Raw genomic sequence first — 22,343 nt, 5'->3', positions numbered from 1 at the left:
ACCCGCTCGGTCACGGGCGGATGTGGACAGATTGAGGTGAGGCAGAACATGGATACCAACACCAACACCACGGTCCGGCGGTTGGTGCCGATTCCCGAGGCGCGTCAGGCGCTCGGCGGCATTGGGCGCTCGACCCTCTACGAACTGGTCGCCCGTGGCGAGTTCGTCAAGGTCAACATTGGCCGGCGCGGGTTCATCACGGCGAAATCGCTTGACGCGTACGTGGATCGGCTGTCAGTCAGTGCTGTCGGAGGAGGTGCGGACTGATGGACCACCGCCCCAGTTGTGACCAGCTGGCACGCGATGCGCTCGACGACCTGGGCCTGGTCGACGACAACAGCGCCACCGTCACCGACCACCGGGCCCAGCATGAGGAGGAGGCCACGCCATCGTGACCTCTACAGAGAACCGGTCCGACGCGGAGAACGTCGGACCGGCCCGGGAAGCTCACAACGGCAACGGAGCTACTGGCGACCATACCCCTATGGGGTACTCATATGCACAGGATGTATACCTGCAGCGCGGCTGGCGCGGTGTACTCCCGCTGCCACCTCGGTCGAAGACTCCACCGCCGTCCGGGTTCACCGGGCGCGAGGGTGACTGGCCGTCCGAAGAACAGCTGAAGCAGTGGGTGCAGAGGTATCCGTCTAACGCCAACCTGTGCCTACGCCTGGACGACACCACCATCGGTGTCGACGTCGATGCCTATGGCACAAAAACCGGCGCGCAGACCCTGTACGAGGCAGAGACGCGTTGGGGGAACTTGCCATCGACGGTGATGTCCAGCAGCCGCGACGATGGTGTCTCGGGCATCCGGCTATTCCGCGTACCGGCTGGCACCGAGTTGCGTGACCGCATCAAGTTCGACGACCTCCGTATCGGCGACATCGAGATTCTGCAGCGACATCACCGCTACCTGGTCTGCTGGCCGTCGGTGCACCCCGACACCAATTCGCGCTACGTCTGGCGCGATGCCGACGGGGCTGTCCTGGGTCAGGTGCCCGTACCCGCAGAGTTGCCAGAGCTGCCCGAGGCTTGGCTGTCGGCGCTGAAGTCTGATCCGGTCAGGACCGAAACCCGTCCTGGTCGTGCTCGGTCTGGGGCACCGGCCTACGACGTCACAGATGCGATGACCGGCGGCAGGCCGACCGACAAGGTGGCTCAGCGCCTCGGTGTCGCGCTTTACGAACTCAACACCGGAACGTCGCGGCACGACACGGTGCGCGGCCATATTCTGGCGCTGTTGCGCTTCGGTTCGCGTGGCGAGTCCGGTGTCGAGTTCGCGCTGTCGTCGCTCTACACCGCGTTCAGCGAGGCCGTCGGACCGGACAGACCTGACGGGCAGGCCGAGGCCGCATCGGAGTTCGCCCGCATGGTCGCCAACGCCGGGAGGTTCCTCGACGACCACGACGACACCCGAGACCCATTTGGGGCCAGGGCTCGCCGACCCGCTGTACGGAATGTAGACCGTGAGGCTGAACCGCTGGTCGACGACGATCGGTTCTGGGAGCAGCGCGAGATCCTGGCCCACATCCGGCAATTCTCGCGTGCTCGACTGGCCGCGCCGCACGCCGTTCTCGGTGCGGTGTTACGCCGTGCCCTCACGCTGGTTGAGCCGACGGTGCAGCTACCGCCGATCGTCGGGTCTGCTGTGTCGCTGAACCTGTTCACCGTCTCGGTGGGCCGGTCGGGACAGGGCAAGGACGCTGCCAACGGCGTTGCCCGCGACGCGGTTCGGTTCGTGACGCCCGACGGGGAGCCGCACAACGATCCGGCCTCGGCGGTGGGGATCGGTTCGGGGGAGGGTCTGGCCCGGATCTTCCGGGGATTCGGTGGTGAAGACTCGCCGCCGCCTCACGTGAACCTGGAGGTCAACGAGATCGGCACGTTGGGCGCGCTGGCCGACCGCAAGGGTTCGACCCTGATCGGTGAATTGCTCAAGGGCTACATGGGTCAGGCGCTCGGGTTCACCAACGCGCAGCGCGCCACGACCACGTTCGTCCCTGCGCATAGCTACCGCCTGTGCCTTGGCGTCGGAGCACAGCCTGAGAACGCTGGCTTGCTGCTCGACCGTGAAAAGGACGGGTTCCCGCAGCGGTTCCTGTGGGTGCCGACCGTCGACCCGTTTGGCCCGACCTCGCCCGAGGACGAACCCGACGAACCGGCTGCCGCCGACGTTGTGGTGCCGACGTTTCCCACGATCATCACTGGCACGCCGTACATGGTTGGTATCCCGCCGAGTGTCCGCGAGGCGGTCCGTTCGCTGCGGCGTAGGGCCAATGTTGGGTGCGCCGATGTCGACCCGCTCGATGGACACCTGAACCTGACCCGGCTCAAGGTGTCGTTCGGGCTGGCGCTGCTTGACGGTCGCCGCGACATCACCGAGGACGACTGGCGCATCGCCGGTCAGCTCGTCGAGGTGTCCAACCGCACTCGCGCCTGTATGCGGACGGCTCTGGCCAGCCGGCAGAAACAGGCCAACCGCGCCCGTGCGCTTGACCAGGCCGACCGCCAGACGCTCATTGATGAGCACCTTGCCGACGAACGACAGCAGCGGGTCTGGAAGACCATCGACCGCAAACTTCAGCGCGTCGGGACCGCTACTCGTCGTCAACTTCAGCGAGCTTGTGACTCGTCGATCGCGTCTGACTTTGCTGCGGTATTCGACCTGGCGGTTGACCTCGGTCGATTGCGTGCAGTGGGAGGTGACGGCGATAGTGCTAAATACGCCCTCGGTGACGGATAGGTGTCGGGGACCCCGACACCTTCCCGACAGGCAGAAACTGTTGTCTAGCTGGGCTTCTGGGGGGTCGGGGCTGTTGTCGGGGACACCGACACCGCACGGCACTGACACCCGTGCCGACGTAGTCGGCCAGCAAACCTCGGAAGGCGTGGCGTGACTTGGCCTGTAGCCATGGCGCTATTCCACGGCAGCGCCGCTGCATATCTGCTCGTGTGCTTCGCCGTCCGGCGCGCTCTTGCGGCCCAACGACCATCGACCCTTCAACGGAAGGACACCCCGTGACTGACCATCTCTACCGTGTACGCGTGATCAAGTTCCCTGAAGGATCGACCGAACCGGTGTACTATCCCGGCGAAGAAGAACCCGACCACTGGGTTCCGGTGCCTGGCTGGGCACCGCCTGGTTGGAAACCGGAAGGCAACTACATCAAGCTGGTAGGCACCGACCAGTTCGTGTGGCCGTCCACCCGGCAGGTCTATCGCTCGCGATCGACGGCAAAGAGGCGCGCCGAGCTGCTGGAGTCTCTTGGAGCCACGGTGGTGATCGAGCGGTCCAACAAGATCGTCTGGCCGGAGCATCCACTCGATGAGGCCATCGAGCTTGTGACTGCGCGCCCGCAGAAGGCTGTCCGCCGCAACGCTCCTGAGGAGGTGGAACGCTTGGACGAATTTGCGGTGTCGCGTCTGCAGCGTCGCCTGGAGAGCCATCAATAGCTCGCACTGCCACACACGCCGCTGAATTTGCGCAGCCAGCAGTGCACGCTGCTCAGAACGGCGTGGGTACAGATCGTTGGGAGACTCAGGCCGTCGGCTTCAACCCCTGGTAGATGATCGGCACCAGCTCGCCGAGCAGCTTCTGGGATAGCTCAGGGTTGTTGAGAATCTGCGTGGAGAGATCCTCCGAAGATGCCATGGCCCCAATCACCGCGCCGACGAACTCGTTCTGCAGATCAGGACTGGCCGAGAACTGCGCCAGGGTGTTGTTTTGCGCCTGCTGCTGCAGGGTCTCGCTTTCTTCGAGCCGGTCCTTGATGTGGGTGACTACGTTGCGGACGCTGGAGTCGGGGTGTTCGCCGGAGAACAGGTCATTGATCTGGGCGATCACCTGTTCCAGCGCGACCAACTCAGGATCGCGGGCAGTGCCGGTTCCCCCAGCTTTGGCCGGCTGCAGCACGACACCGCCAGAGAGCTTGCCGTCCGTAGCCTGCTGGGCGTGCTGGGCAAGGTAGTCGAAATCGACGCCGGACAGGTCGATGTCATGGTGGAGTTGCTCGCTGGCGATCATGGGTGCGAGGTGCCGTAGGTAGATCGAGAGCTTTTCGATGGCGGGGTCTTCATAGTTGACGATCTGGGACAGGAAGTCGTACTGGCGCAGGAACGTGCCGATGTCCTTGCGGAAGAGGTCTAGCTCTTCGAGGGCCAGGCTGTCGCCGTGGTCGCGAGCTTGGCGTTCCCGATCCCGGAACACGTCTCGCGCTGGCTTGACCCACTTGTTGAGTGCTTCATGGCCCTTGCCGGGCTGCTGGGCGTACTTGAGGTAGTCGGCGACCAGGCCGTTGACCTCCGATTCTTGGTAGATCCCGGCGGCGTCGAGCTTGTTGACCGTCTGGTGCACGATGTTGGGGTCGGTGACGTCGGCCAGAGTGGTGGCGTCGTAGTAGGGCTCGAAGGCCTCCACGATGTCTTCGGCGGCGTTGGTGAAGTCCAGGACGAAGGTCTGGTCCTTGCCCGGTGCGGTGCGGTTGAGCCGAGACAGCGTCTGGACCGCCGCCACGCCTGACAGCCGTTTGTCGACATACATCGCGACCAGCAGTGGTTGGTCGAATCCGGTCTGGAACTTGTTGGCCACCAACATCACCTGGTATTCGTCGGTGGCGAACGCATCGCGCAGGTCTCGGCCCTTCAGCCCCGGATTCATGCTGGTTTCGGTGACCTTCTCCAGCCCCGAGTCTGAGTCAGTCACCTCGCCCGAGAAGGCCACCAGCGCGGCGATGTCCGTGTACTTGTGTTCGGCGATGTACTTGTCGAAGGCCAGTTTGTAACGCACTGCTGCCCTGCGCGAGGAGGTGACCACCATGGCCTTGGCCTTGCCGTCGAGCCGCCAGGCGACGTTGTCGCGGAAGTGCTCGATGATGATGGCGACCTTCTGGCTGATGTTGGTGGGGTGCAGCTTGACCCAGTTCATCACCGACTTGATCGCCGCACTCTTATCCACCAATTCGCCGGTGGGTTCGCCGGAGACCTGGACGGTGCCGGAGGCGGCGGTGTCTTCGGTTTCGAAGATCTGCCCGTTGTGAGTCAGCCGAAAAGCCGTCTTGTACGGCGTGTAGTTGCGCAGCACGTCGAGGATGAAGCCCTCGTCGATGGCCTGCTGCATCGAGTACAGATGGAACGGGTGTGGCTTGCTGTGGATGCTGGACCTGTGGCCGAACAATTCCAGGGTCTTGGCCTTGGGGGTTGCGGTGAACGCGAAGAAGGACAAGTTCTTCGACTCGGCGCGCGCGGTCATTTCAGCGGCCAACACGTCCTCAGCATCGACGGTGCCGCCGTCCTCGAGGTCGTCCCGCTCGCTTTCCGACAGTGCGGCCTTCAGTCGTTTGGACGCTTCCCCGGCCTGTGAGGAATGGGCTTCGTCGGCGACGATCGCGAAGCTCTTGCCTTTGAGGTCGGCTTGCTCCTGGATCAGTTGCAGCGCGTAGGGGAAGGTCTGGATGGTGACGATGATGATCTTCGTCCCACCGGTCAGCGCATTAGCCAGCTCTTGGGATTTTGCTCCACCCAGCCCGGCGATATGGGCGACTACCCCTGGGGTGCGGTCGATCTGGCGGATCGCCTCCTGCAACTGGGCATCGAGAACGTTACGGTCGGTGATGACGATGACGGAGTCAAACACTGGCTTGTTGGCGTCGTCGTGCAGCACCGACAGGCGATGCGCCAACCATGAAATGGAGTTGGTTTTCCCTGAGCCGGCGGAGTGCTGAATCAGATACTTCTGCCCCGGGCCCTTGCGGCGGGCATCTGCGACCATACGGGTGACTACGTCCCATTGGTGGTAGCGCGGGAACAGCATCCGTTGGGTGCGGATCTTCTTATTGGTGGCCGGGTCGATCTTCTCGTCGATCTGTAAGTGCAGGAATCGCCCGAGGATGTCCAACCAGGTGTCACGGTCAAGGATCTGCTGCCACAGGTAAGCCGTCGGCGAGCCATGCGGATTGGCCGGGTTTCCGGCGTGGCCGTGATCGCCTCGGTTGAACGGCAGGAAGACGGTGTCCTTGCCGGCGAGCTTGGTGGTCATCTGGACTTCTGAGTTCGAGACCGCGAAGTGCACCAACGCCCGAGAGCCGAACTGTAGCAACGGTTCACCCTTGGGCAGGCGGTGATGCTTGTACTGCAGCACCGCATCAGTGACGTTTTGGACGCTGAGGTCGGTCTTCAACTCAGCTGTGGCCACCGGGATGCCGTTGACGAAGAACACGAGGTCGATGCTGTTGGCGTTCTGCGTTGAGTAGTAGACCTGGCGCATCACCCGCAATCGCACCGCGTCATACCGGGTCTTGGTGGTCTCATTGAGAGTGGTGTTAGGCCGGAACTGACACATCGAGAACTGAGCATTGAGGTCCTTGAACCCCCGCCGCAGCACCGACAACGTGCCGCCGTTCGCCTTCGGATCGGCCCCCAACTGCTTCACCAACGTCGCCAGCACCCCGGCCCGAGCCTTCTTCAGTGCCTCACCCGTCAAATCCGGCTTAACCCGCTTCGCCAACTGGTCAGGCTGCGTATCAGCCAGCCACGCGAACACATCGTCGGTGACCAAGGCCAGCTCACGGTCATAGCCCGTATCGGTCGGCGAGTACAGCCAACCTTGCTCGGCGAGGTACTCACAGATCTCGGCCTCGAACGACGACTCATGATGCTGAGTCATTCTGGCTGCGCCTCATCGGTTCTCGGTCCCACCGCGAGCTGCTCCAGATCGTTGATGGACTGGCCCTCGGCGTTGCGCCAACTCTTCCGCCCGTTGTTCTCCCCGCCGACAAGCACGCATCCCGCCGCCGACGGGGAACCGAAGAGGTGATCCTTCAGGAACACCAGTTCCTGCTCGCCGACTTCGATCACTCCCTCCTCCTCCAGAACTTTCCGCTGGGCAGCGATGCCAGGACGTGCAGAGGCGCGTACGACGGAGCGGCCCTTGGACCCCGCCAACACCAACAATCCTTCGGAGGTCTGGTAGCCGGTGGCATCACAGCCGGCTTCGCGGAAGAACAAGGATTCGGGTTCGCTGGTGCTCGCTTGCGTAGGGCGCGATGCAATGGGCTTCACTGATTCGAGTACCGGAGCGCCGAGTGTGGCCAACAGCACCGCGATAGTGTCTATGAACTCCTGGCAGTCGGCCTCCAACGGCTCCGGGGTGAACGGGTTCGACGCCTGATTGCTATTCAGTAGCGTGTACCGCCCAGCGGTCTTCGCTCGCGCTAACGACAACCATTCGAGATAGGCCGCGTGGGTCGAGGTCCACTCGTTGGTCAGCGAGACCGCCACAATCGCCTTGGTCCAGAAATCCTTGGTCGCAGTGTGCTGCTGAAGCCGCGTCCCTACATTGCCGGACTGGCCGATGTAGCACTGCGGCGTCTCGTCCTCATTCGGTCCGAACAAGTAGTAAACACCCACCTGCCCGGCCTCAGGACGCTGGAGGAACTGCGCGAGAAGTGAGCGAGGCGCCTCGAATACACGCACAGTGCGTGTTGTCAGGTTTGCAATCCGTAATCCCGCCGGATCGCCAGTGGGGAGGTAGATCTGAATCGTCTGCGCTCGTGTCACAGCTAGGCTACCGCCTCCCGCACATCGATCTTTCCGGTGACCGCGTCGGTGACGAGAGCCGATCGATATTCCTGCAGGGTGTCGATTACCTGGATTGCCTTCGCTACCAACTCGTCGATCCTCGTCCCTTGTTCATCCAGGAACTTCACTATGAGCGACTGTTCATCGAGGTCCGGTACGGCGATGCGGAGCTCGGGCAGTTTGCTCGCCTTAAGCCCGAGTGCTGTAGACCCTGTCGCCCGCGCGACGAGCTGAGACTGGAACCAGTCGCCCATGACCGAGTACAGCAAAAACCTCGGACGCACGACCTCGCGGTCAGGGCGAAACTTGATAATCCTCTGGGCGAGCGCGATATCCGTTCGATCTACCAGTGCGGCATTGCCGAGCGGAGCCTCCATCGTGAAAAGCAGGTCGTCAATCTCCGGCAGACCACGGCGCATGATGTCGGCGTACTCGTCGGCAGCCACGTATTCCTCCGAGACCTCATAGTCGATCCAGCCCGGTCGTACATTTCGAGCGGTTACGAGTAATACGCCGTCGGCGACTTTCTTGGGGGTTGCCCCTCGGTAGTCGACACGGCCCTGTACACACCGCAGGAACGGTCTCACAGTCCATCCTGCAGGGATACCGCCAAGACCCGCTATGTCGTCTGGGGGCGACGCATCAGCCTCCAGTCCCTTGCTGACTGCGTGGGTGATGGTCGCAGTTCGGTCCTCGCACAGGGTGGCGATGAGCTGCTCCTGCTTGGTGATCAAAGCGTCGATCTTGGTGGTCTCGGAGTCGAGGAACGCCACTATCGCCTGTTGTTCAGACGGCGGTGGGACCGGCATGCGGATAGAGCCGATGGTGTCGGTGTTGAGGTTGAGCTGAGTGCCGAACTTGCCCAGGCCCTTGTAGCATTCGCCGGACTCGAATATCCAAAAGAGGAACTGAGGATTGAGGTCTAGGTCAGGGAAGTAGACAAAGCCATCGTGGATGCAGGCCGGAATGGTCGTGATGCATGGCTTGCCAACTGTGCCAGCGATGCTCACAAATAGGCTTCCCGGATTCAGTTTCACCGAAAGTGAACTGCCAAGTTGGGACAGTCGTTGCGTAGTCTCTTTGAGCAGGCCATCGGATGCGGACACGTCAGCGATGCGAACCCATGACCATTCGCCGTCGTCATCAAAGTACTTGGGATCATCGATGGGGCGTGGCGATGCACCGCGACGGACTGGACTGCTCCACTTCAGTTCTCGAACGACCCAGTGGCTCGGCACCGAGCCTAGCCACTCAACGTCCGACGGTTTCGTTGACGGGTACGACGGCCAGGTCATGCGCCGACCTCAGACAGCATCGCCTGAATCTCACCGACAAGCACCCGCAAGTCCTTCTGGATGTCTTGAAGGGGCCGAGGCGGCACGTAGCGATAGAAGTGCCGGGTGAAGGGGATTTCGTAGCCGACCTTCGTTTTGTCGTGGTCGATCCACGCATCAGGCACGTGAGGGATTACTTCGCGGGCGAAGTACTGCTCGATGTCCTCTGTCAGCGGCACATTCTCGGTGTCCCTCAGGGCGGGGTTGGGTTCGCGTTGGCCCTTGGAGTCAGTGACTATGACGGCGTCTTCGTCGTGCTCGCCGATGGTCGACCAGATCGTCTTGATCAGCGGCGCAGGCGGCTTCGCCAGCCCAGCCTTGCGGAGCGCGTCCTTGAGTTCGGTGATGAACTCGTTGCGGTCCTTCCACTCCCACCCGATAAGCGAGGTGAGTCCGTTGAGGAGCGCGGCTTTCTCGCCGTCCTTGAGTTTGTCGATGCTCTTCTGGGAAAGGACTTCTTCGACCTTGTCCTCGGTCGGTGTGAACCGGAGCTGCATGGGGCGTTCGACAGTGATGGTGGAGTAGCCGAAGTCCTCGCCCTTGAAGATCTTCGAGTGGGCGTCGTGCTCGTCAGTGGCCTGCTGGTTACGGAAGCTGTCGTAGAGGTGACAGATCCGCTCGATGTCCTTCGGACGCAGCTCCTTCCGCTTCGACCCGAGCGACTTGCGCATCTTGCCGAACATGTCGACGGCATTGATGAGCTGGACTTTGGCTCTGCGCTTGGCGGGTTTGTTGTTGTCCAAGATCCAGATGTAGGTGGCGATGCCGGTGTTGTAGAACATGTCGGTCGGCAGGGCGATGATCGCGTCGAGCAGGTCGTTCTCGATGATCCACTGACGAATGTTGGACTCCCCGGACCCAGCTCCGCCAGTGAACAGTGGGGAGCCATTGAGGACGATCGCCAGACGGCTGCCGCCCTCACCGTTCTTGACCGGCTGCATCTTGGAGATCAGGTGCATCAGGAATAGCAGCGACCCGTCGGAGACGCGGGGCAGGCCGGGGCCGAAACGCCCGGCGAAGCCCTGTTGTTCATGTTCGTCGGTGACCTTCTTCTGCTGGGTGTTCCATGCCACCCCGAAGGGGGGATTGGACAGCAGGAAGTCGAAGTGCTTGGTGCGAAACCCGTCGTCGGTCAGGGTGTCGCCGAGGTAGATGTTGTCGACGTCCTGGCCCTTGACGATCATGTCGGACTTGCACATCGCATACGACCGTGGATTGACGTCCTGCCCATAGAGCACCGGGCGGGCCTTGGGGTTCATCTGGATGAGGTGGTCGTAGGCGGTGGACAGCATGCCACCGGTCCCGGCTGCGGGGTCGTAGATGGTGCGCACGGTGCCAGGTTTGGTGAGCACATCGTCGTGAGTGGAGAACAGGATGTCGACCATCAAGGCGATGACTTCGCGGGGGGTGAAGTGATCGCCGGCCTGGGCGTTGTTCGACTCGGCGAATTTCCGGATCAGTTCTTCGAAGATGTAGCCCATGTCGTGGTTGGTGACGACGCTGGGGTGCAGATCGACGGCGGCGAATTCCTTGATGATCAGGTAGAGCCGGTCGGACTTGGCCAGGTTTGCGATTTGGTCGAGCATCCCGAAGCCCTCGAAGACATCGCGGACGTTCGGGGAGAAATGCTCGATGTAGTCGATCAGGTTGTCGGCTACCCCCTCTGGATCGCCAATCAGGGAGGCGAAACTCCACCGCGAGGTGTTGTAGAACGGCAGCTTGAACTTTGCCTTCAGCATGACGGCGGGATCGACCTTCGTGGCCTGGATCTTCTTGTACTCGGCCAGGACCTCGTCCTTAGTGGGTTCCAGGATGCAGTCCAAGCGGCGCAGGATGGTGAACGGCAAGATCACGTCGCCGTACTGGTTGGGCTGATACGGCCCACGCAGCAGGTCGGCGATCTTCCAGATCAAGTTGGCATTGGTCTGCGCCATAGTGCAGTTGGCTCCTTGGTTCCAAGACTGAGTCAGGTGGAAGTTACCGCGAATCGTGGTTCATAGCGGCGAAGCGCCGAAGAACGATGTGTCGCGCTCCAGGCAGTCCAACGATGAAGTACAGATCCGCGACGCGACCGTTCGAGTTACTCAGAAGCCGAGAGCGTCCGGGCCAGCAGTCTACGATTCTGCAGCGTGTGGAAATGGGGGTTGTTGGTCGCTTGATTCCTGACCTAGTTGATGGCCATCTGCCGGTTGGAACGTACTTGTGCACATTGGAGGAGTTGGAGGCGACGTTCGTCGACGCAGCTCAGTTTGCTGCGTCGAGTAGCCGACGCGCAGTGTTCGAGGGTCTTGTGGACTATCTCGCCGACTGGCAAGCCGTCGAATCCGACCTCCAGGTCAAGGTGCTGAAACGGCTGTGGGTAGGTGGGAGCTTCACCAGTGGCGCTGTAGAGGTCGGCGATGTCGACATCTCGCCATTTCTGGACAGCGACGTGCTGGGCTCGCTGCGTGGCCGCCCAGGTGCGGGACAGCTCAAAGCGTTGTATCAACACCGGGACAAGATTAAGTCGACCTACCGGGTCGAACCATTCGTCGTACTATGGAAGCCATTCACCACCCTCAAGCTGCGGAATCTGGAGGCCGAGGAATACGAGTACGTAGCTACTCGGGGCATGATGGACGATTTTTGGCAACGCACAACTGACTTGTCGGTCAAGCAAGCGATGCTTTCCGAAGATGCTGAACCAGCCCGAGGGTATCTGGAGGTGACGTTATGAGCCTGGCTGACAGGTATCCACGCCTCCGACATCGTCAGTTGCCAGATTGGGTGGTCAACAATGCCGACGACGATTCGGACCTCGTCCAGGCTGCCCGCCGATCCTTCGTGGGTGCTATTCAAGACGTCACCCCGAACGCCCGCTTTCCAATCCACTTGGATCTGCGGCTGATTGGTCCATCGACGGAGGGTGGACGATTGCCGTCCGATGTCTTGCACGTGGCGGACCGTTTCCAAAGCGAGGTGCGAGAGGCGCTCAGCTCAACAGCGGCAACCCGTATCGCAGACATTGATTGGGTCGGTGTCAGCGAGGGCAGCGCGATCATGCACATGGTGCCCCGCTTTGTTGCCGTACGCCCGGACCAGCTCGACGTTGCCGTAGTCGACGAGTTTGAGTCGGCGGTCGCGCACGTTCTCAAAGTGCACGACGCCCTTGAAAACGAGGCTGACGATAGCGCGTTTGCAGACGAACGACCCGACTTCCTCCAACAACTTCGACTGCTTACGTCCGAGCTGAACGACCAGAACCTTGACCTCCAGATAACTGCAGCGGGGAGCACCGGGAGTCGGTTGAACTCAACTCTGTCCCGTAAGGGCCGAATCCGAGCAAGGGCACTATTCGAAAGATCGGCGGTGTCCTCCCCTCAAGTTTTGTCGGGGCGTGTAGTGAGCGTGGATCTTGAAGGCAACGCCATCGAGATGCGGGTGGAGAGACAGCGGGCGAAGGCGAAAATTGTGCAGGTGCCATCAGGTGTTCTTGTTGGTGGTGAGGTCATGGTTGGCCAGCCACTGGCCGTGTCCGTCATGACCGAACACCAGGCGGATCAGACCGGTAACCGGACTGCGGACAAACATGTGTGGGTCGGCATCGCAGCGGATCAACTCCCACACTGACCGCGTTCAAGCGCCGGAGCCGGTTGCCAGGCGGCTCTCGACCAACCAGGTATCGGCGGGAAGGCGACCACCGTCCACACCCGGCCTGCTCACCCACCTTCGTGATCGAGGTACCGGTAGAGCGTCGCTCGACTTACCCCGAGGTACTTGGCGATGTCCTTGGCAGTGTGGCCGTCGGCCTTCATCCGCATCGCCGTGGCGATGTGCTCAGCGTCGTCAACCTTGCGAGGCCTTCCGAACTTGGTCCCGTTGGCGCGAGATGCGGCCCGCTTAAGGGCAGTTCGCTCCTTGATCAGCTCGCGTTCGTACTCGGCCAGCGACCCTAGGACGCCGATCATCATGCGACCAGCTGGGGTCGATGAATCGATGCCGTCGGTGACCGACACCAGGGTCACACCGCGCTCGGTCAGCTCCCTGACTGTCTGCAGGATGTGCAGCATGTTGCGGCCCAGACGGTCGAGTTTCCAGACCACCACGGTGTCGCCGTCACGAACGTACGCGAGCAGGTCGGCCAGGCCGGGCCGGTCGTCGCGGGCACCCGACATGACGTCCGAGAACACCTTGGTCACCCCGGCGGTGGCCAAAGCCTCGTTCTGCTGGTCCAAAGTCTGGGTAACGGTGCTGACCCGGGTGTATCCGATCCGGGTGCCGATGGACGCCGACTCGGCGTTGCGCTGGCTCATAAATGGTCCCAACGCCACTTTCGAGACAGATATTTCTGAGACTAACTTTCGAGACACCACGACCTGGGCGCGTCCGCCGGCCAATCCCGGCTTCGGTGATGTCTCGTATGTGGTCTGATTCGCGACGGGGAGCGGAGTGGGGTCAAAGTTGATGCCGATTGACAAGGTCACCGGGGTGAGATCAGTACATTCCTGCGCGACGGTAGTGGGTCATGGTTCATATGGGTCGTCGTCAGGGTCATCGCCGGGGTAGTCGTCCCAGCGGTCCTCGATCTCTGCGTCTCGGGCGTCCCGCCAACCCTCTGCTTCGTCTTCTGTGGCTTCGTCCTCCCCAAGGTGGAGAGTGAACGGGATGCCTGTCAGCGCTAATTCGTCGCCGTCAAGGACAAGGTTGCAGACGGGGCACTCCGCGTAATCGACCGTCGCACTGATCCTTACGAAAAACGTAACCCCGTGTGGCATGTCGGATTCGTCGATGTCGACCTCGCGGACCACGTCGTACACGACCCATAGTTGGTTGTGGCAGGCCGGGCATTGATGCGGCCTGACTGTCTGGGTGTCTTCCAGCAAAGGAACGCGCGCAACAAGCTCGGCAACGACACGGTTGCGTTCGTTCTGATCCAGGCCAGCGATGAGTCGGGCGTAGGCTGCCTGAGCACTGGCGATGAGTGCATTGAAGCCGCGCACAAGCGACTCGTAGTGCGCGCGCTGACGCGCCTCGACGATCTTGATGTGTTTGCTTGACCAGAACGCCTGCCAATCGCCGTCCAGAAGAAGCGCATTGCGCACTTTGAACACCTGATCAGCGAGCGTGACCAACTCCGTCAACGCCGACTCGAGGTCGTCGTCGGTGGGTGCCAGCCCCATGTGGGTCGCGCCGTTCCGCACGTCGAACAGCAACTTTGGCTCTTGGATTTGCGGTGTGTTGGCGGGTCGGACTTCGTTGAGTCTCTTGAGCGACTCTGCAGCACCCGCCGTAGTCAACTTTCCCTGCGCGGCCTTGCGGGCGCTTCCGGCGAGGGGTAGCAGCGTCGCCATCGTGGTTTTCTCGGCCAGGAGTACGGGTGTGATTCCGGCCAGCGTCGATTTGATCAACAACTCCCCGGCTTGTCCGATCGCCGCTAACCGCACGGTCTTGTCGAGCACCGTCTCGTCCGGATAGGGGAGGTCCATTGCGCGCCGTGCCCATTCGGAGGCCAGGTCAAACAGGGCTGTCGCGATCTGCGGGTGCCGCCGTTGGCCGTACACCGTGTTCCAGACGTAACCAGGAAATGTCATCAAGACAAACCTATCGGGTCGTGAGTCCCATACGAGGTTCCTGTCGGTCCATCCCTTCCACCACAGCGCGTACCCGTCGCTGGGCCGCCCTACCGGGAAAAGGCATCTCGCTGCTGTCACCGGCTGCCGGTACCGTCAAACAGCCATGTCGGCCCCGACCGGGTCGCCGTGCTCAGGACGGACGTCTGGTCAAGGAACGATGTCGTTGCACAACGGGTGCGTGCCTTCGGCATTGGACGGCGCAGGGATATACGCACCGCCACTATTGATGCTGTACATGGCCTCTTTGCCGAGGAAGAAGGCGCTATCTTCGCTCAGGCCGTAGCGATTTATCAACATGCGCTTGAGGTCTGTGGTGTAGTCCGCTCCGCCGAGAGTTGCCCTGCAGGCGAACGCGGCTTGCTCGGGTGTCCATTGACCACACTTGTCTAGTCGTTGCGATGAACATCCTGGCCCGTTGGGATTAGACGCGGGAGTCGTCGCTGGCATTGAGGGCGTCGCAGCCGTACTCATCGGAGGCGAAGGCTCCGGCGCAGCGGAAGTCGGGACAAAGGGCATCGTGGTCGGGGTGGATGTAGTCGGTGCATCGCTGGACGAGGCGGCGATGCTATTGGACTGTGGGTCCTGCCATGGCCGCCACAGCACCCAGATAACGCCGATCAGTAGCAGTACCGCTGCGACCGATATGCCGATCAGCCTCCGCGTCGCGGATCTAGCAGAGTCGCCTTGAGCGGCAGCGTCATCGGTGTCGGGTTTGACGAAGGGCCTGCGGGCTGCAGGAGCGGGGATGGTAGGTGCTCCGGCGAGTCGCAAGGTTTGCGGATCAGCAGTTTCGGTGAGGGCGCAGGCGAAGTCGGTACCGCAGGCGAACCGATCATCAGGGTTCTTGGCCAATGCGGCAGCCAAAACTGGGTCGAGCGATGCGAGTTCGGGTCGTATGTCGGCAAGGAGAGGCGCTGGCGCATTGAGGTGTCGGCTGATGACCACGGCGGGGTTCGAGTTCGGGAAGAGCTGAGACCCGGTAAGCAGGTGGTAGGTAGTGGCGGCGAGGGCGTACTGGTCGGCCCTGCCGTCCATTGGATCGCCCATGAGCTGCTCGGGCGCTGCGTAGGCCACTGTGCCGACCGTCATGTTCGTGGTGGTGATGCCACTGGTGTCATCGATCGGGCGGGCGATCCCGAAGTCGGCCAGAAGAACCTTGGGGTCGTCCGTATCAAGGTCCGAGACAATGATGTTCGCGGGCTTGACGTCCCGATGTAGTAGGCCCTTCTTGTGGGCATAGTCCAGGGCACCAGCCACAGCGGTCACGATCGGCAAGACGTGGCCTACAGGCATCCCTTCCGGGCACCGACGCCCCAGGAGGTGGCTGAGGTCGGTGCCCTCGATGAAGTCCATCGCGATCCAGAGATGACCTTCGTGTTCGCCTCGGTCGTGAATCGCGACGATGTGGGGATGGCGTAGACCAGACGCGAGGTCGGCCTCGCGAACGAACCGCTCCCGAAAAGAAGCATCACCGGATATGTCGGGCCGTAGGATCTTCAGGGCCTCTTGACGGGGCAACCGGGGATGTTGGACGAGATAGACCTCACCCATCCCTCCGGCCCCCAGCAAGCGCAGAATTCTGTACCCGGCAAACATCTCACCGATCCGCAGCGGCATGGGCGCATGGTAGCTGTCGTGGTCCCTTAGGTTGTCCACGGCGTGCCTGCTAGAAGCGACAGGACTACAAGCGGATATCGACGCGTCTAGGCATTGACCCGTTGGACGTCCTCGTGACTCACGCTAACGACCGCACCAATGTTGTCGCTCGTCACCTCTGATCCTGGAGAGTGTCGCTGCTTGGCTGGCCAGCTGCGTATGCGGCTGAGCAGCTGGCCACTTTACGCGGCAACGGTCTACAAGTGGATGGCCACGCCGGTGAGGCGGGGTGTGCTCTTAAGGAGGTCAGATACGGTGTCAAGCGCTTGTGCTTACGAACAGCGCGATGTGTCTGCAGCCTGGCGAACGAACCGGAGCCGCACGGTTGTCTCATGGCTGGCGCTTCTAGCGCATACGTTTGCGTGGTTAATCGTGGCCACTGAACGTCGTCTCAGTCCGATCGTATGGCCGGCGATGCTCGGTCGGTTATCGATCCTCGCGCTGCATCTCGTCTTTAACCTCTTGACGAGCCTGTTCGCGCACTTCAGCGAAGTAGGCGCTCGGATCGTTCAGGATCCTTTCAGCGCGTTCATCAAGCACATCAATAAACGGCTTCGTCATGGTCTTGCCTCCTTAGGTCCGACAACGCGATGGTACGCCCTTCGGGTCTACTGCTGCCCACCGACAGTCCCAGCTTGATGCGCAATCGACATTGCGGCGGCAATAAGCCCACCCATGACGCGCAGCAGATCTACGTCGAGTTGGTTGAGGTCCTTCGGTGCCGGCGCGTCGACGGTGAGCATGCCCCACTCTGATGCACGTGTCCGCACGCCGACAGATATGAATGTCTTGTAGCTGTAGTCGCCATCGGCGTTCCAGTGCGGAGGTGGGTCGGTGTCGACGTTCTCACAAAGCAGGTGGCCAGCTTGTTCGACCAGAGCGATCGCGTCTGCGCCGCGATCCTGGGTTTCGTTGAATTCCATGGTGCGCACGGGGTCCGGCCGGCCTGCATATTCTTCTAGCACCAGCCGACGAGGCGGCCCAGCATCCCACACGAAAAAGCACGATCGCGTTTTCATCTCCGGACCGAGGAGTTCAGCCGCCGCATTCGCGACCATGACCGGAATTTCGCTACGGAGACTGTGCGGATCGTCGACGGCTCGATTGGCAATCCTCCTCAGGATTGGGTCGAGCGTGTAGCTCATCTCGACCCGCGCAGCGCTGCGTGCGTCCAGCTCCGAGCGTCGCGCTCTCCAGGCTGCCCAAGACGGGAGGCCGGCCGCGACCGCGACCGCGACGACACTACCCGCGAACCAATACAGATTGAGGTCGGACCACGATTCCGCAGTTAATGCGGCGCAGACGGGAGCAGCAAGTACAGCGACGCCTGTGGTGGCCCGCCGAGCGACCGTACCAATTCTTGCCATTGGTTAATTGTCGCACCGAGCATTTTGGAATACGTGGAATTTTGCAGTATCGGTGTAGTTGCGGCGGACAAAAGTGACAAAGTCTGCGTCGCGCCGGGCTGGGCAAGAGTCCACGAGAATTTGCGGCTGACCGACGCCTTTCTTAAAAGGTCGGCGGCACCGGCGGTGGTGGCGGATTGGGACTGCCCCAGTTCTGCCGCAGCCAATTGTTGTATGAGCGCACGTAGTTTGCGTAGGCGTCTAGCTGGTTTGCTGCCGCAGCACGCTGCCATTCGCCGCCGCTGTTGAGGAGTTGCGCCAAGGCCACACCCGCGAGTGCGCCGACACCGATCTGCACACCGAGCCAGAAGTCCTTGCGCTGCTGTTCTTCCTGCGTGAGCACCTGCGACTTCGGCAGCGCCACCGAATCCTGCTGCTGGCGCGCCTCCCAGCGTCGCTCAAACCAGTTGCTCAAGCCGGTTAACCCTTCGTGGCGCGCAATTCATACCAAGCGGTACGACGGAGATGGTCTACAGCAAACAGGATGCTACTTATAAGTCTGTAGACCTTCAAGTAGCGGCGCGGAAACGTAGCTCAGTGCTATGGAGGGCCAGCTTCAGCGGACCGTGGGACGCAACCTACGTCGCCATCGCATGGAGCAGGGCTATAGCCAAGAGGCGTTCGCTGAGCGCATGGGCGTGCACAGGACATATTTCAGCTCTGTGGAACGCGGCGAACGCAACCTGACCTTGCAGACCCTGGAGAAGATCGCCGAGTTTCTCGGCGTCGATCCCCGGACTCTGCTCGATGAGTAGAGCTCCTGTTCGCCTGAGCTACTCGCCCTTGGCTCCTGTCGGTGAGACATACGGGTCGTGAGCGCGACGACGGGCAAGCAGCTGGCTGTCATCCACGTGGTAGACCGTCCTCGTACAAGTCGGCAACCTGCCGCCGTCCACGCTGCTCGACCTCGGCCTGCCGACGCTCCTCACGCAGATGTGCATACTTCCGCGCGATTCGCTCGATCGTCGGTGCTGCATCCAGTGCGGCATTCAATCGGCGATGACGCTCGATGACGGCAGGGTCGAGAGACGCCGGGTAGAAGCCCAATTCGGCTGCTAACTCCGCGCGCAATCTGCGTTCGTCCTCATTGAATGGCATATTGGCTCACTCGTCCTGGACTTCCTCCATGGTGCCGACGAATGGGAGTCGGATAGGCAGTCATCGGGGGTTGAACTCGCCGCTGCGCCAGAGCGTCGATGGGTTAGTTGTCATCCTGGTCCTCGTAATCTGCGAAACCGACCTCGCTCAGCCACTCTGCGAAGGTGATCTCGGCACGACGAGCGGGTTCCAGGTCGCAAACGTCCTGCTCGAACTCTGCCTCGACCTCATCCGGGGTGAACACCTCGCCGTCGCTGATGCGCCGGAATGCGATCTCGGGGCCGAGGCTGGTGTAGATGCCGACAAGAGATGCCTCGATGATGTACTCACGGATCGCGGCGTCACCATGCATGTCGAACTCACGCCTCAAGAGCTGCTCGTCGTCCAGCTCCACAATCTGTTCGTAAAGCTCTTCGACAAGCTCGTAGTCGATCCAGATGATGTCGGTGGTGGTATCGCGGTACAGCACAGGCAGGCTCCTCAACTTCGGCCTCCGAAGAGGCGCTCTTCCGGACACCGGTAGGTTTACGGCGCTTCCTCATCCGGGCCACCCATGAACGTGGGGTTGGCGTACCACTAGCCGGAGCTTGATGCGGCATCTCCTGAAGCTGATGGAGATCAACGGCATTCGGGCTGTCTACATTCCGCCGAGTCGTGCGGGCATTGCAGCATTGTGGGTGGCGCATCAAAAGCGGTTAATGACGATTCACCCGGTACTCGGTTGCGGCAGAGAGTTCCGAATAATCCCTGGCCAGGGGCAAGGCCCCGCTCGAAGTACCGACACGATATGGGATTGAGTCTTTTCGGGCGCTCAATGATTTCACTTCATCTATAGGGCGACTGCCAACACTGCTGCAGCACAACAAAATTACGGTGCCGCGTGCGCGCCGCGCGGCACCGGTCATTCGGATCGGTGCTGACTTCGTGACTGCCGAATGTCGCAACGACCACTTCAGTTTTGAAGCCCGACTCTGTGCGTGACTGCCGCATCACTCGCCAGGCTTTCGCTATCGGCCCCACCCGCGAGTACTACCGCTGGCGCGAGGTCGAACAACATCCAGTACGTTTCGGAAAGAATAGCTGAGGTTTGGTCTGCTGCACGGATAGGTGACCACTGAGACGGCTTGCCCGAGTGGGCGGGCCGGCGGGATGGCCATCGTGCGAGGCCCTAGATGGACTCTTTGTCACGCATGCCCAAATCGGTGTTAACCGCCCACGGGCTGCCTGCGAGCAGCATCCGCGTGTTCGCGAGGTGATGACCGTATGACGATGAATCGCGATACCCCTCTTGCATTGTAGGGGCATCGAATCCGGCTTTGTTGAGCATGTTCGTCCGCAGCACCCATGCGATGGAGTAGCTCAGCGCGATGAGCAAATCCAGAAACTGGTCGGCGTCAACGTCATCAGGCAGCGACGGTTGATGAGCCATGAGGTTGCGCGCCGTTGACACAGCATTGGGCCAATCTGCAAAACCGGCGCCAAGACTCGGGATCGAGCGTCGGGCGTCGGTCAGCAAGTCGTCCATGCGGCTGCGAAAGGTCTGTTCGTTGATGTGTGAGAACGCTTCGTTGATTGCTTTACCGAACTCGTCACGGTCTTCGTCGGAGAACTCGGGCTCCGTCATCCTCGTGAGCGCGGCCTCACGGGCGAGGCGGCGCATTTTCTCGATCCTACTGTTTGACAATCCCTTTACACGCTTTTCATCCTGGCCAAACAGGCGCCGGTGCAGTCCTTCGGCAACCGATCCAAGCGTGAGCACGTGTGTCTGAATTGCAACGCCGGGAAGGTCGTCCAGGGCAGCGGCGTCGAGTCCTTGAGTCTCATGACGAAAATCAATCCACTTCGCGAACTTCTCAGCGGTGAGGTGCTGCGTGCCTATCAGCGGATGGCCAGACTTCTTGACGGAGGGTTGGCCGCGATCGACGATCCGCCATGCCCCTTCGGCCTCGGTCCGAACCTGTACGTTCGCGTCCGTCGCGTCGTTCATCGTGGCCAGTTCGATCAGCGTCGTGACTGCGTTAATCACTCCGGAGTCGAGATCGCTGAACGTCGCCCCAGCCAAGGCCGTGAATTCGAACCATCGCGTGCCGTCCTCATTGTAGATACGCAGGTGATCGCCGCTGAGGCTTAGCGCCTCGTCCTCGGCATCTCCCCACCAAGACGCGCACACAACCTGAAACCTGACTGAGTGGTATACCTGGTCGGCCTTGATGTGCTCGCCGATGACGGCGTACCTAGCGCGGAATTGTTGGTGTGCCTCACTCGGCTCACGAAGGAACCCGAGCCTTCGGCTGCCGCCCTGCGCGCCAACGAGTGTGACCCGGGAGCCGTCAGCAAGTTCGCCGTGGATCGTCCTCTCCTGAAAGTCGGCGACGTGATGCTCCGGGTCGCTCGAAATGGCGACCATCGCCCCGCCGGTGGGCGTCCGGGTGAACGAGAACCGCCTCTCGATGAAGATCGCCTTATCCGTCTCCAACGTCGGACGATCGTCACCGCCGGTGAGCAGTTGGCCCGGCACCCGCCGTTCGGTTGTATCGATCTGCCAGAACGTGCCTGCCGACGGTGAATCCATCCGCCGAGTATGCATCGGGCTACTGACCTGCCAGCCGCGTCATCTCGACCGGCGGCAAACCATGATGGTCGCCCGGGGGAGAACCCGAGTAAGGACATCGGGTCGCGCAGTCAGACACCAGATGTGGCGGATAGCAACGTGGATAGCAACGCGTTTCAATCCACCTGTATCCGTGGCTGTCCGGCGAGAACCGGATACCGGGCTTGACGTGTGACAACGGGGCGCCGGCGTACATTGGCGGACCCGCTAAACGACACTGGGGGTCAAGTGGTCGCAGGTTCAAATCCTGTCAGCCCGACAGATGTAGTAGCACGTCAGAGGCGGTTTCGGAGAATTCCGAGGCCGCCTTTCTCGTACTCGTTGGCGGCATAGCTGGCAGTCGGTCACGTACTTTCAGGTTGATACTCAGCCCAGGCCCAATCCCACACCGAATTCGACATCCACGTTGACGCCCGGCACACCGATGACGGAGTCCGGGTTCGCGTTCGGGTTCCCGACGCAGTAATCGACCTCGACGCCATCGATGACGTCGCTGGTGCAGGTAGCGATCGGTTCGGCCGAGGCGTTCGGCGCGCCGACGATGGCGGATAGGGCGAGCGCTGCTTTCGCCAGCCACCCGAATCGTGTCTGCACGGCGGGCTACTTCTCGAGCAACGAGTGGTACAGCTCGTATGAGGCCTGTTCGACCCATCCGTGCTGTAGCTTGCCGTCGGCCACAGACCAGACGGCTGTGCCGGTCATGGCGATCGGTTTCCCGTTGGGTTCGGTGCCGAGCATGCCGTTGTTGGTCCCCGTCAGTACCCACCTGGAGGTGACGCGGGTGCCATCCTCGTTTTGGAAGGATTCGACTGGGTTGACGTGCAAGTCGTTGACGTGATCGAGGAATTGCTGCGCCCAGTGTTGGGCCTCGTCCAGTCCAGAGATTTTCTGACCGCCGGCTTCGACGACGACGTCGGCCGCGGCGAACCGGCCGACGGCATCGGCGTCGTGGGCATTCCAGACGTCGTCCCAGAACGCCCGCACGATCTCTGTTGATCGCATGTCTGCCACGATCCCACTCTTCTGCCGTGGCCGTAGGGATTTCGTC

The 22,343-nt window shown here is 61.5% G+C and carries 22 protein-coding genes and 1 riboswitch; of the genes, 7 read left to right on the top strand and 15 right to left on the bottom strand.

Annotation, left to right across the window (positions count from 1 at the left end; all coding sequences use genetic code 11):
- Positions 1–48: 48 nt before the first annotated feature.
- The 4 genes from AB0876_RS31390 to AB0876_RS31375 all read left to right on the top strand — a co-directional run bounded on the left by AB0876_RS31390 (position 49) and on the right by AB0876_RS31375 (position 3,456).
- Complete coding sequence (locus tag AB0876_RS31390) at positions 49–267, top strand: helix-turn-helix transcriptional regulator (RefSeq protein WP_526043858.1); 219 nt, start codon at positions 49–51, stop codon at positions 265–267.
- On the top strand, positions 267–395 hold the full coding sequence (locus tag AB0876_RS31385; RefSeq protein WP_526043857.1) for a hypothetical protein: 129 nt from the start codon (positions 267–269) through the stop codon (positions 393–395). Before AB0876_RS31390 ends, AB0876_RS31385 begins: the two co-directional genes overlap by 1 nt.
- A gap of 89 nt (positions 396–484) precedes the next feature.
- Complete coding sequence (locus tag AB0876_RS31380; protein ID WP_526043856.1) at positions 485–2,746, top strand: bifunctional DNA primase/polymerase; 2,262 nt, start codon at positions 485–487, stop codon at positions 2,744–2,746.
- Between the two features lie 275 nt (positions 2,747–3,021).
- On the top strand, positions 3,022–3,456 hold the full coding sequence (locus AB0876_RS31375) for a hypothetical protein (RefSeq protein WP_526043855.1): 435 nt from the start codon (positions 3,022–3,024) through the stop codon (positions 3,454–3,456).
- 85 nt (positions 3,457–3,541) lie between these two features.
- Here AB0876_RS31375 and AB0876_RS31370 read toward each other — a convergent pair whose 3' ends face one another.
- Genes AB0876_RS31370 through AB0876_RS31355 form a run of 4 tightly spaced genes read right to left on the bottom strand, consistent with a single transcriptional unit; the run spans position 3,542 to position 10,846 of the window.
- Entirely contained in the window at positions 3,542–6,664 is a 3,123-nt protein-coding gene (locus AB0876_RS31370) for a type I restriction endonuclease subunit R (RefSeq protein ID WP_526043854.1), read from the bottom strand.
- On the bottom strand, positions 6,661–7,557 hold the full coding sequence (locus tag AB0876_RS31365; RefSeq protein WP_526043853.1) for a GIY-YIG nuclease family protein: 897 nt from the start codon (positions 7,555–7,557) through the stop codon (positions 6,661–6,663). Before AB0876_RS31365 ends, AB0876_RS31370 begins: the two co-directional genes overlap by 4 nt.
- A 2-nt stretch (positions 7,558–7,559) precedes the next feature.
- Positions 7,560–8,873: a restriction endonuclease subunit S gene (locus tag AB0876_RS31360; protein WP_526043852.1), complete on the bottom strand. Its 1,314-nt coding sequence runs from the start codon at positions 8,871–8,873 to the stop codon at positions 7,560–7,562.
- Positions 8,870–10,846, bottom strand: a complete 1,977-nt coding sequence (locus AB0876_RS31355; RefSeq protein WP_526043851.1) for an HsdM family class I SAM-dependent methyltransferase — start codon at positions 10,844–10,846, stop codon at positions 8,870–8,872. Before AB0876_RS31355 ends, AB0876_RS31360 begins: the two co-directional genes overlap by 4 nt.
- 203 nt (positions 10,847–11,049) lie before the next feature.
- Between AB0876_RS31355 and AB0876_RS31350 the strand changes: the two genes are divergently transcribed.
- Together AB0876_RS31350 and AB0876_RS31345 are read left to right on the top strand one after the other, a co-directional pair.
- Entirely contained in the window at positions 11,050–11,628 is a 579-nt protein-coding gene (locus AB0876_RS31350) for a DUF6932 family protein (RefSeq protein WP_526043850.1), read from the top strand.
- Entirely contained in the window at positions 11,625–12,521 is an 897-nt protein-coding gene (locus AB0876_RS31345) for a hypothetical protein (RefSeq protein ID WP_526043849.1), read from the top strand. The genes AB0876_RS31350 and AB0876_RS31345 overlap by 4 nt, the downstream gene beginning before the upstream one ends.
- 89 nt (positions 12,522–12,610) lie before the next feature.
- Here AB0876_RS31345 and AB0876_RS31340 read toward each other — a convergent pair whose 3' ends face one another.
- From AB0876_RS31340 to AB0876_RS31315, 6 genes are all read right to left on the bottom strand, one after another.
- Positions 12,611–13,204, bottom strand: coding sequence for a recombinase family protein (locus AB0876_RS31340; RefSeq protein ID WP_526043848.1), 594 nt, complete (start codon positions 13,202–13,204; stop codon positions 12,611–12,613).
- A 210-nt stretch (positions 13,205–13,414) separates the two neighbouring features.
- The gene (locus AB0876_RS31335) at positions 13,415–14,482 is read right to left on the bottom strand and encodes a hypothetical protein (RefSeq protein ID WP_526043847.1); all 1,068 of its coding nucleotides are present in this window, start codon (positions 14,480–14,482) and stop codon (positions 13,415–13,417) included.
- A 189-nt stretch (positions 14,483–14,671) separates the two neighbouring features.
- A complete protein-coding gene (locus AB0876_RS31330; RefSeq protein ID WP_526043846.1) occupies positions 14,672–16,141 on the bottom strand; it encodes a serine/threonine-protein kinase in 1,470 nt (489 codons plus the stop codon).
- A gap of 465 nt (positions 16,142–16,606) precedes the next feature.
- Positions 16,607–16,741 carry a hypothetical protein gene (locus AB0876_RS31325; RefSeq protein ID WP_526043845.1) on the bottom strand — a complete coding sequence of 45 codons (135 nt, stop codon included), beginning with the start codon at positions 16,739–16,741 and terminating at the stop codon, positions 16,607–16,609.
- A 47-nt stretch (positions 16,742–16,788) separates the two neighbouring features.
- On the bottom strand, positions 16,789–17,325 hold the full coding sequence (locus AB0876_RS31320; RefSeq protein ID WP_526043844.1) for a hypothetical protein: 537 nt from the start codon (positions 17,323–17,325) through the stop codon (positions 16,789–16,791).
- Positions 17,326–17,689: 364 nt separating this feature from the next.
- Complete coding sequence (locus tag AB0876_RS31315; protein WP_526043843.1) at positions 17,690–18,001, bottom strand: hypothetical protein; 312 nt, start codon at positions 17,999–18,001, stop codon at positions 17,690–17,692.
- Between the two features lie 127 nt (positions 18,002–18,128).
- Here AB0876_RS31315 and relB point away from each other — a divergent pair, with 127 nt between their 5' ends.
- Positions 18,129–18,341 (top strand): type II toxin-antitoxin system RelB family anti-toxin, encoded by a 213-nt coding sequence (gene relB / locus AB0876_RS31310; protein WP_526043842.1) that lies wholly within the window; start codon positions 18,129–18,131, stop codon positions 18,339–18,341.
- 88 nt (positions 18,342–18,429) lie between these two features.
- Here the strand turns inward: relB and AB0876_RS31305 are convergent, their stop codons facing one another.
- The 5 genes from AB0876_RS31305 to AB0876_RS31285 form a co-directional block, all read right to left on the bottom strand.
- Positions 18,430–18,684, bottom strand: coding sequence for a hypothetical protein (locus AB0876_RS31305; RefSeq protein WP_526043841.1), 255 nt, complete (start codon positions 18,682–18,684; stop codon positions 18,430–18,432).
- A gap of 103 nt (positions 18,685–18,787) precedes the next feature.
- Positions 18,788–19,153, bottom strand: a complete 366-nt coding sequence (locus AB0876_RS31300) for a hypothetical protein (RefSeq protein ID WP_526043840.1) — start codon at positions 19,151–19,153, stop codon at positions 18,788–18,790.
- A 29-nt stretch (positions 19,154–19,182) separates the two neighbouring features.
- Positions 19,183–19,292, bottom strand: a riboswitch (SAM riboswitch).
- Between the two features lie 560 nt (positions 19,293–19,852).
- Positions 19,853–21,256 carry an ApeA N-terminal domain 1-containing protein gene (locus AB0876_RS31295; RefSeq protein ID WP_526043839.1) on the bottom strand — a complete coding sequence of 468 codons (1,404 nt, stop codon included), beginning with the start codon at positions 21,254–21,256 and terminating at the stop codon, positions 19,853–19,855.
- Positions 21,257–21,661: 405 nt separating this feature from the next.
- Positions 21,662–21,889 carry a hypothetical protein gene (locus tag AB0876_RS31290; protein ID WP_491840817.1) on the bottom strand — a complete coding sequence of 76 codons (228 nt, stop codon included), beginning with the start codon at positions 21,887–21,889 and terminating at the stop codon, positions 21,662–21,664.
- A 6-nt stretch (positions 21,890–21,895) separates the two neighbouring features.
- Positions 21,896–22,297 (bottom strand): ester cyclase, encoded by a 402-nt coding sequence (locus AB0876_RS31285; RefSeq protein ID WP_491840818.1) that lies wholly within the window; start codon positions 22,295–22,297, stop codon positions 21,896–21,898.
- Between the last annotated feature and the right edge of the window lie 46 nt (positions 22,298–22,343).

The sequence above is a fragment of the Mycobacterium sp. NPDC049093 genome (assembly GCF_040704635.1).
GTDB lineage: Bacteria > Actinomycetota > Actinomycetes > Mycobacteriales > Mycobacteriaceae > Mycobacterium.
Note: the sequence above shows the minus strand (reverse complement) of the source record. Positions and strands in the feature narration are given on the sequence as shown.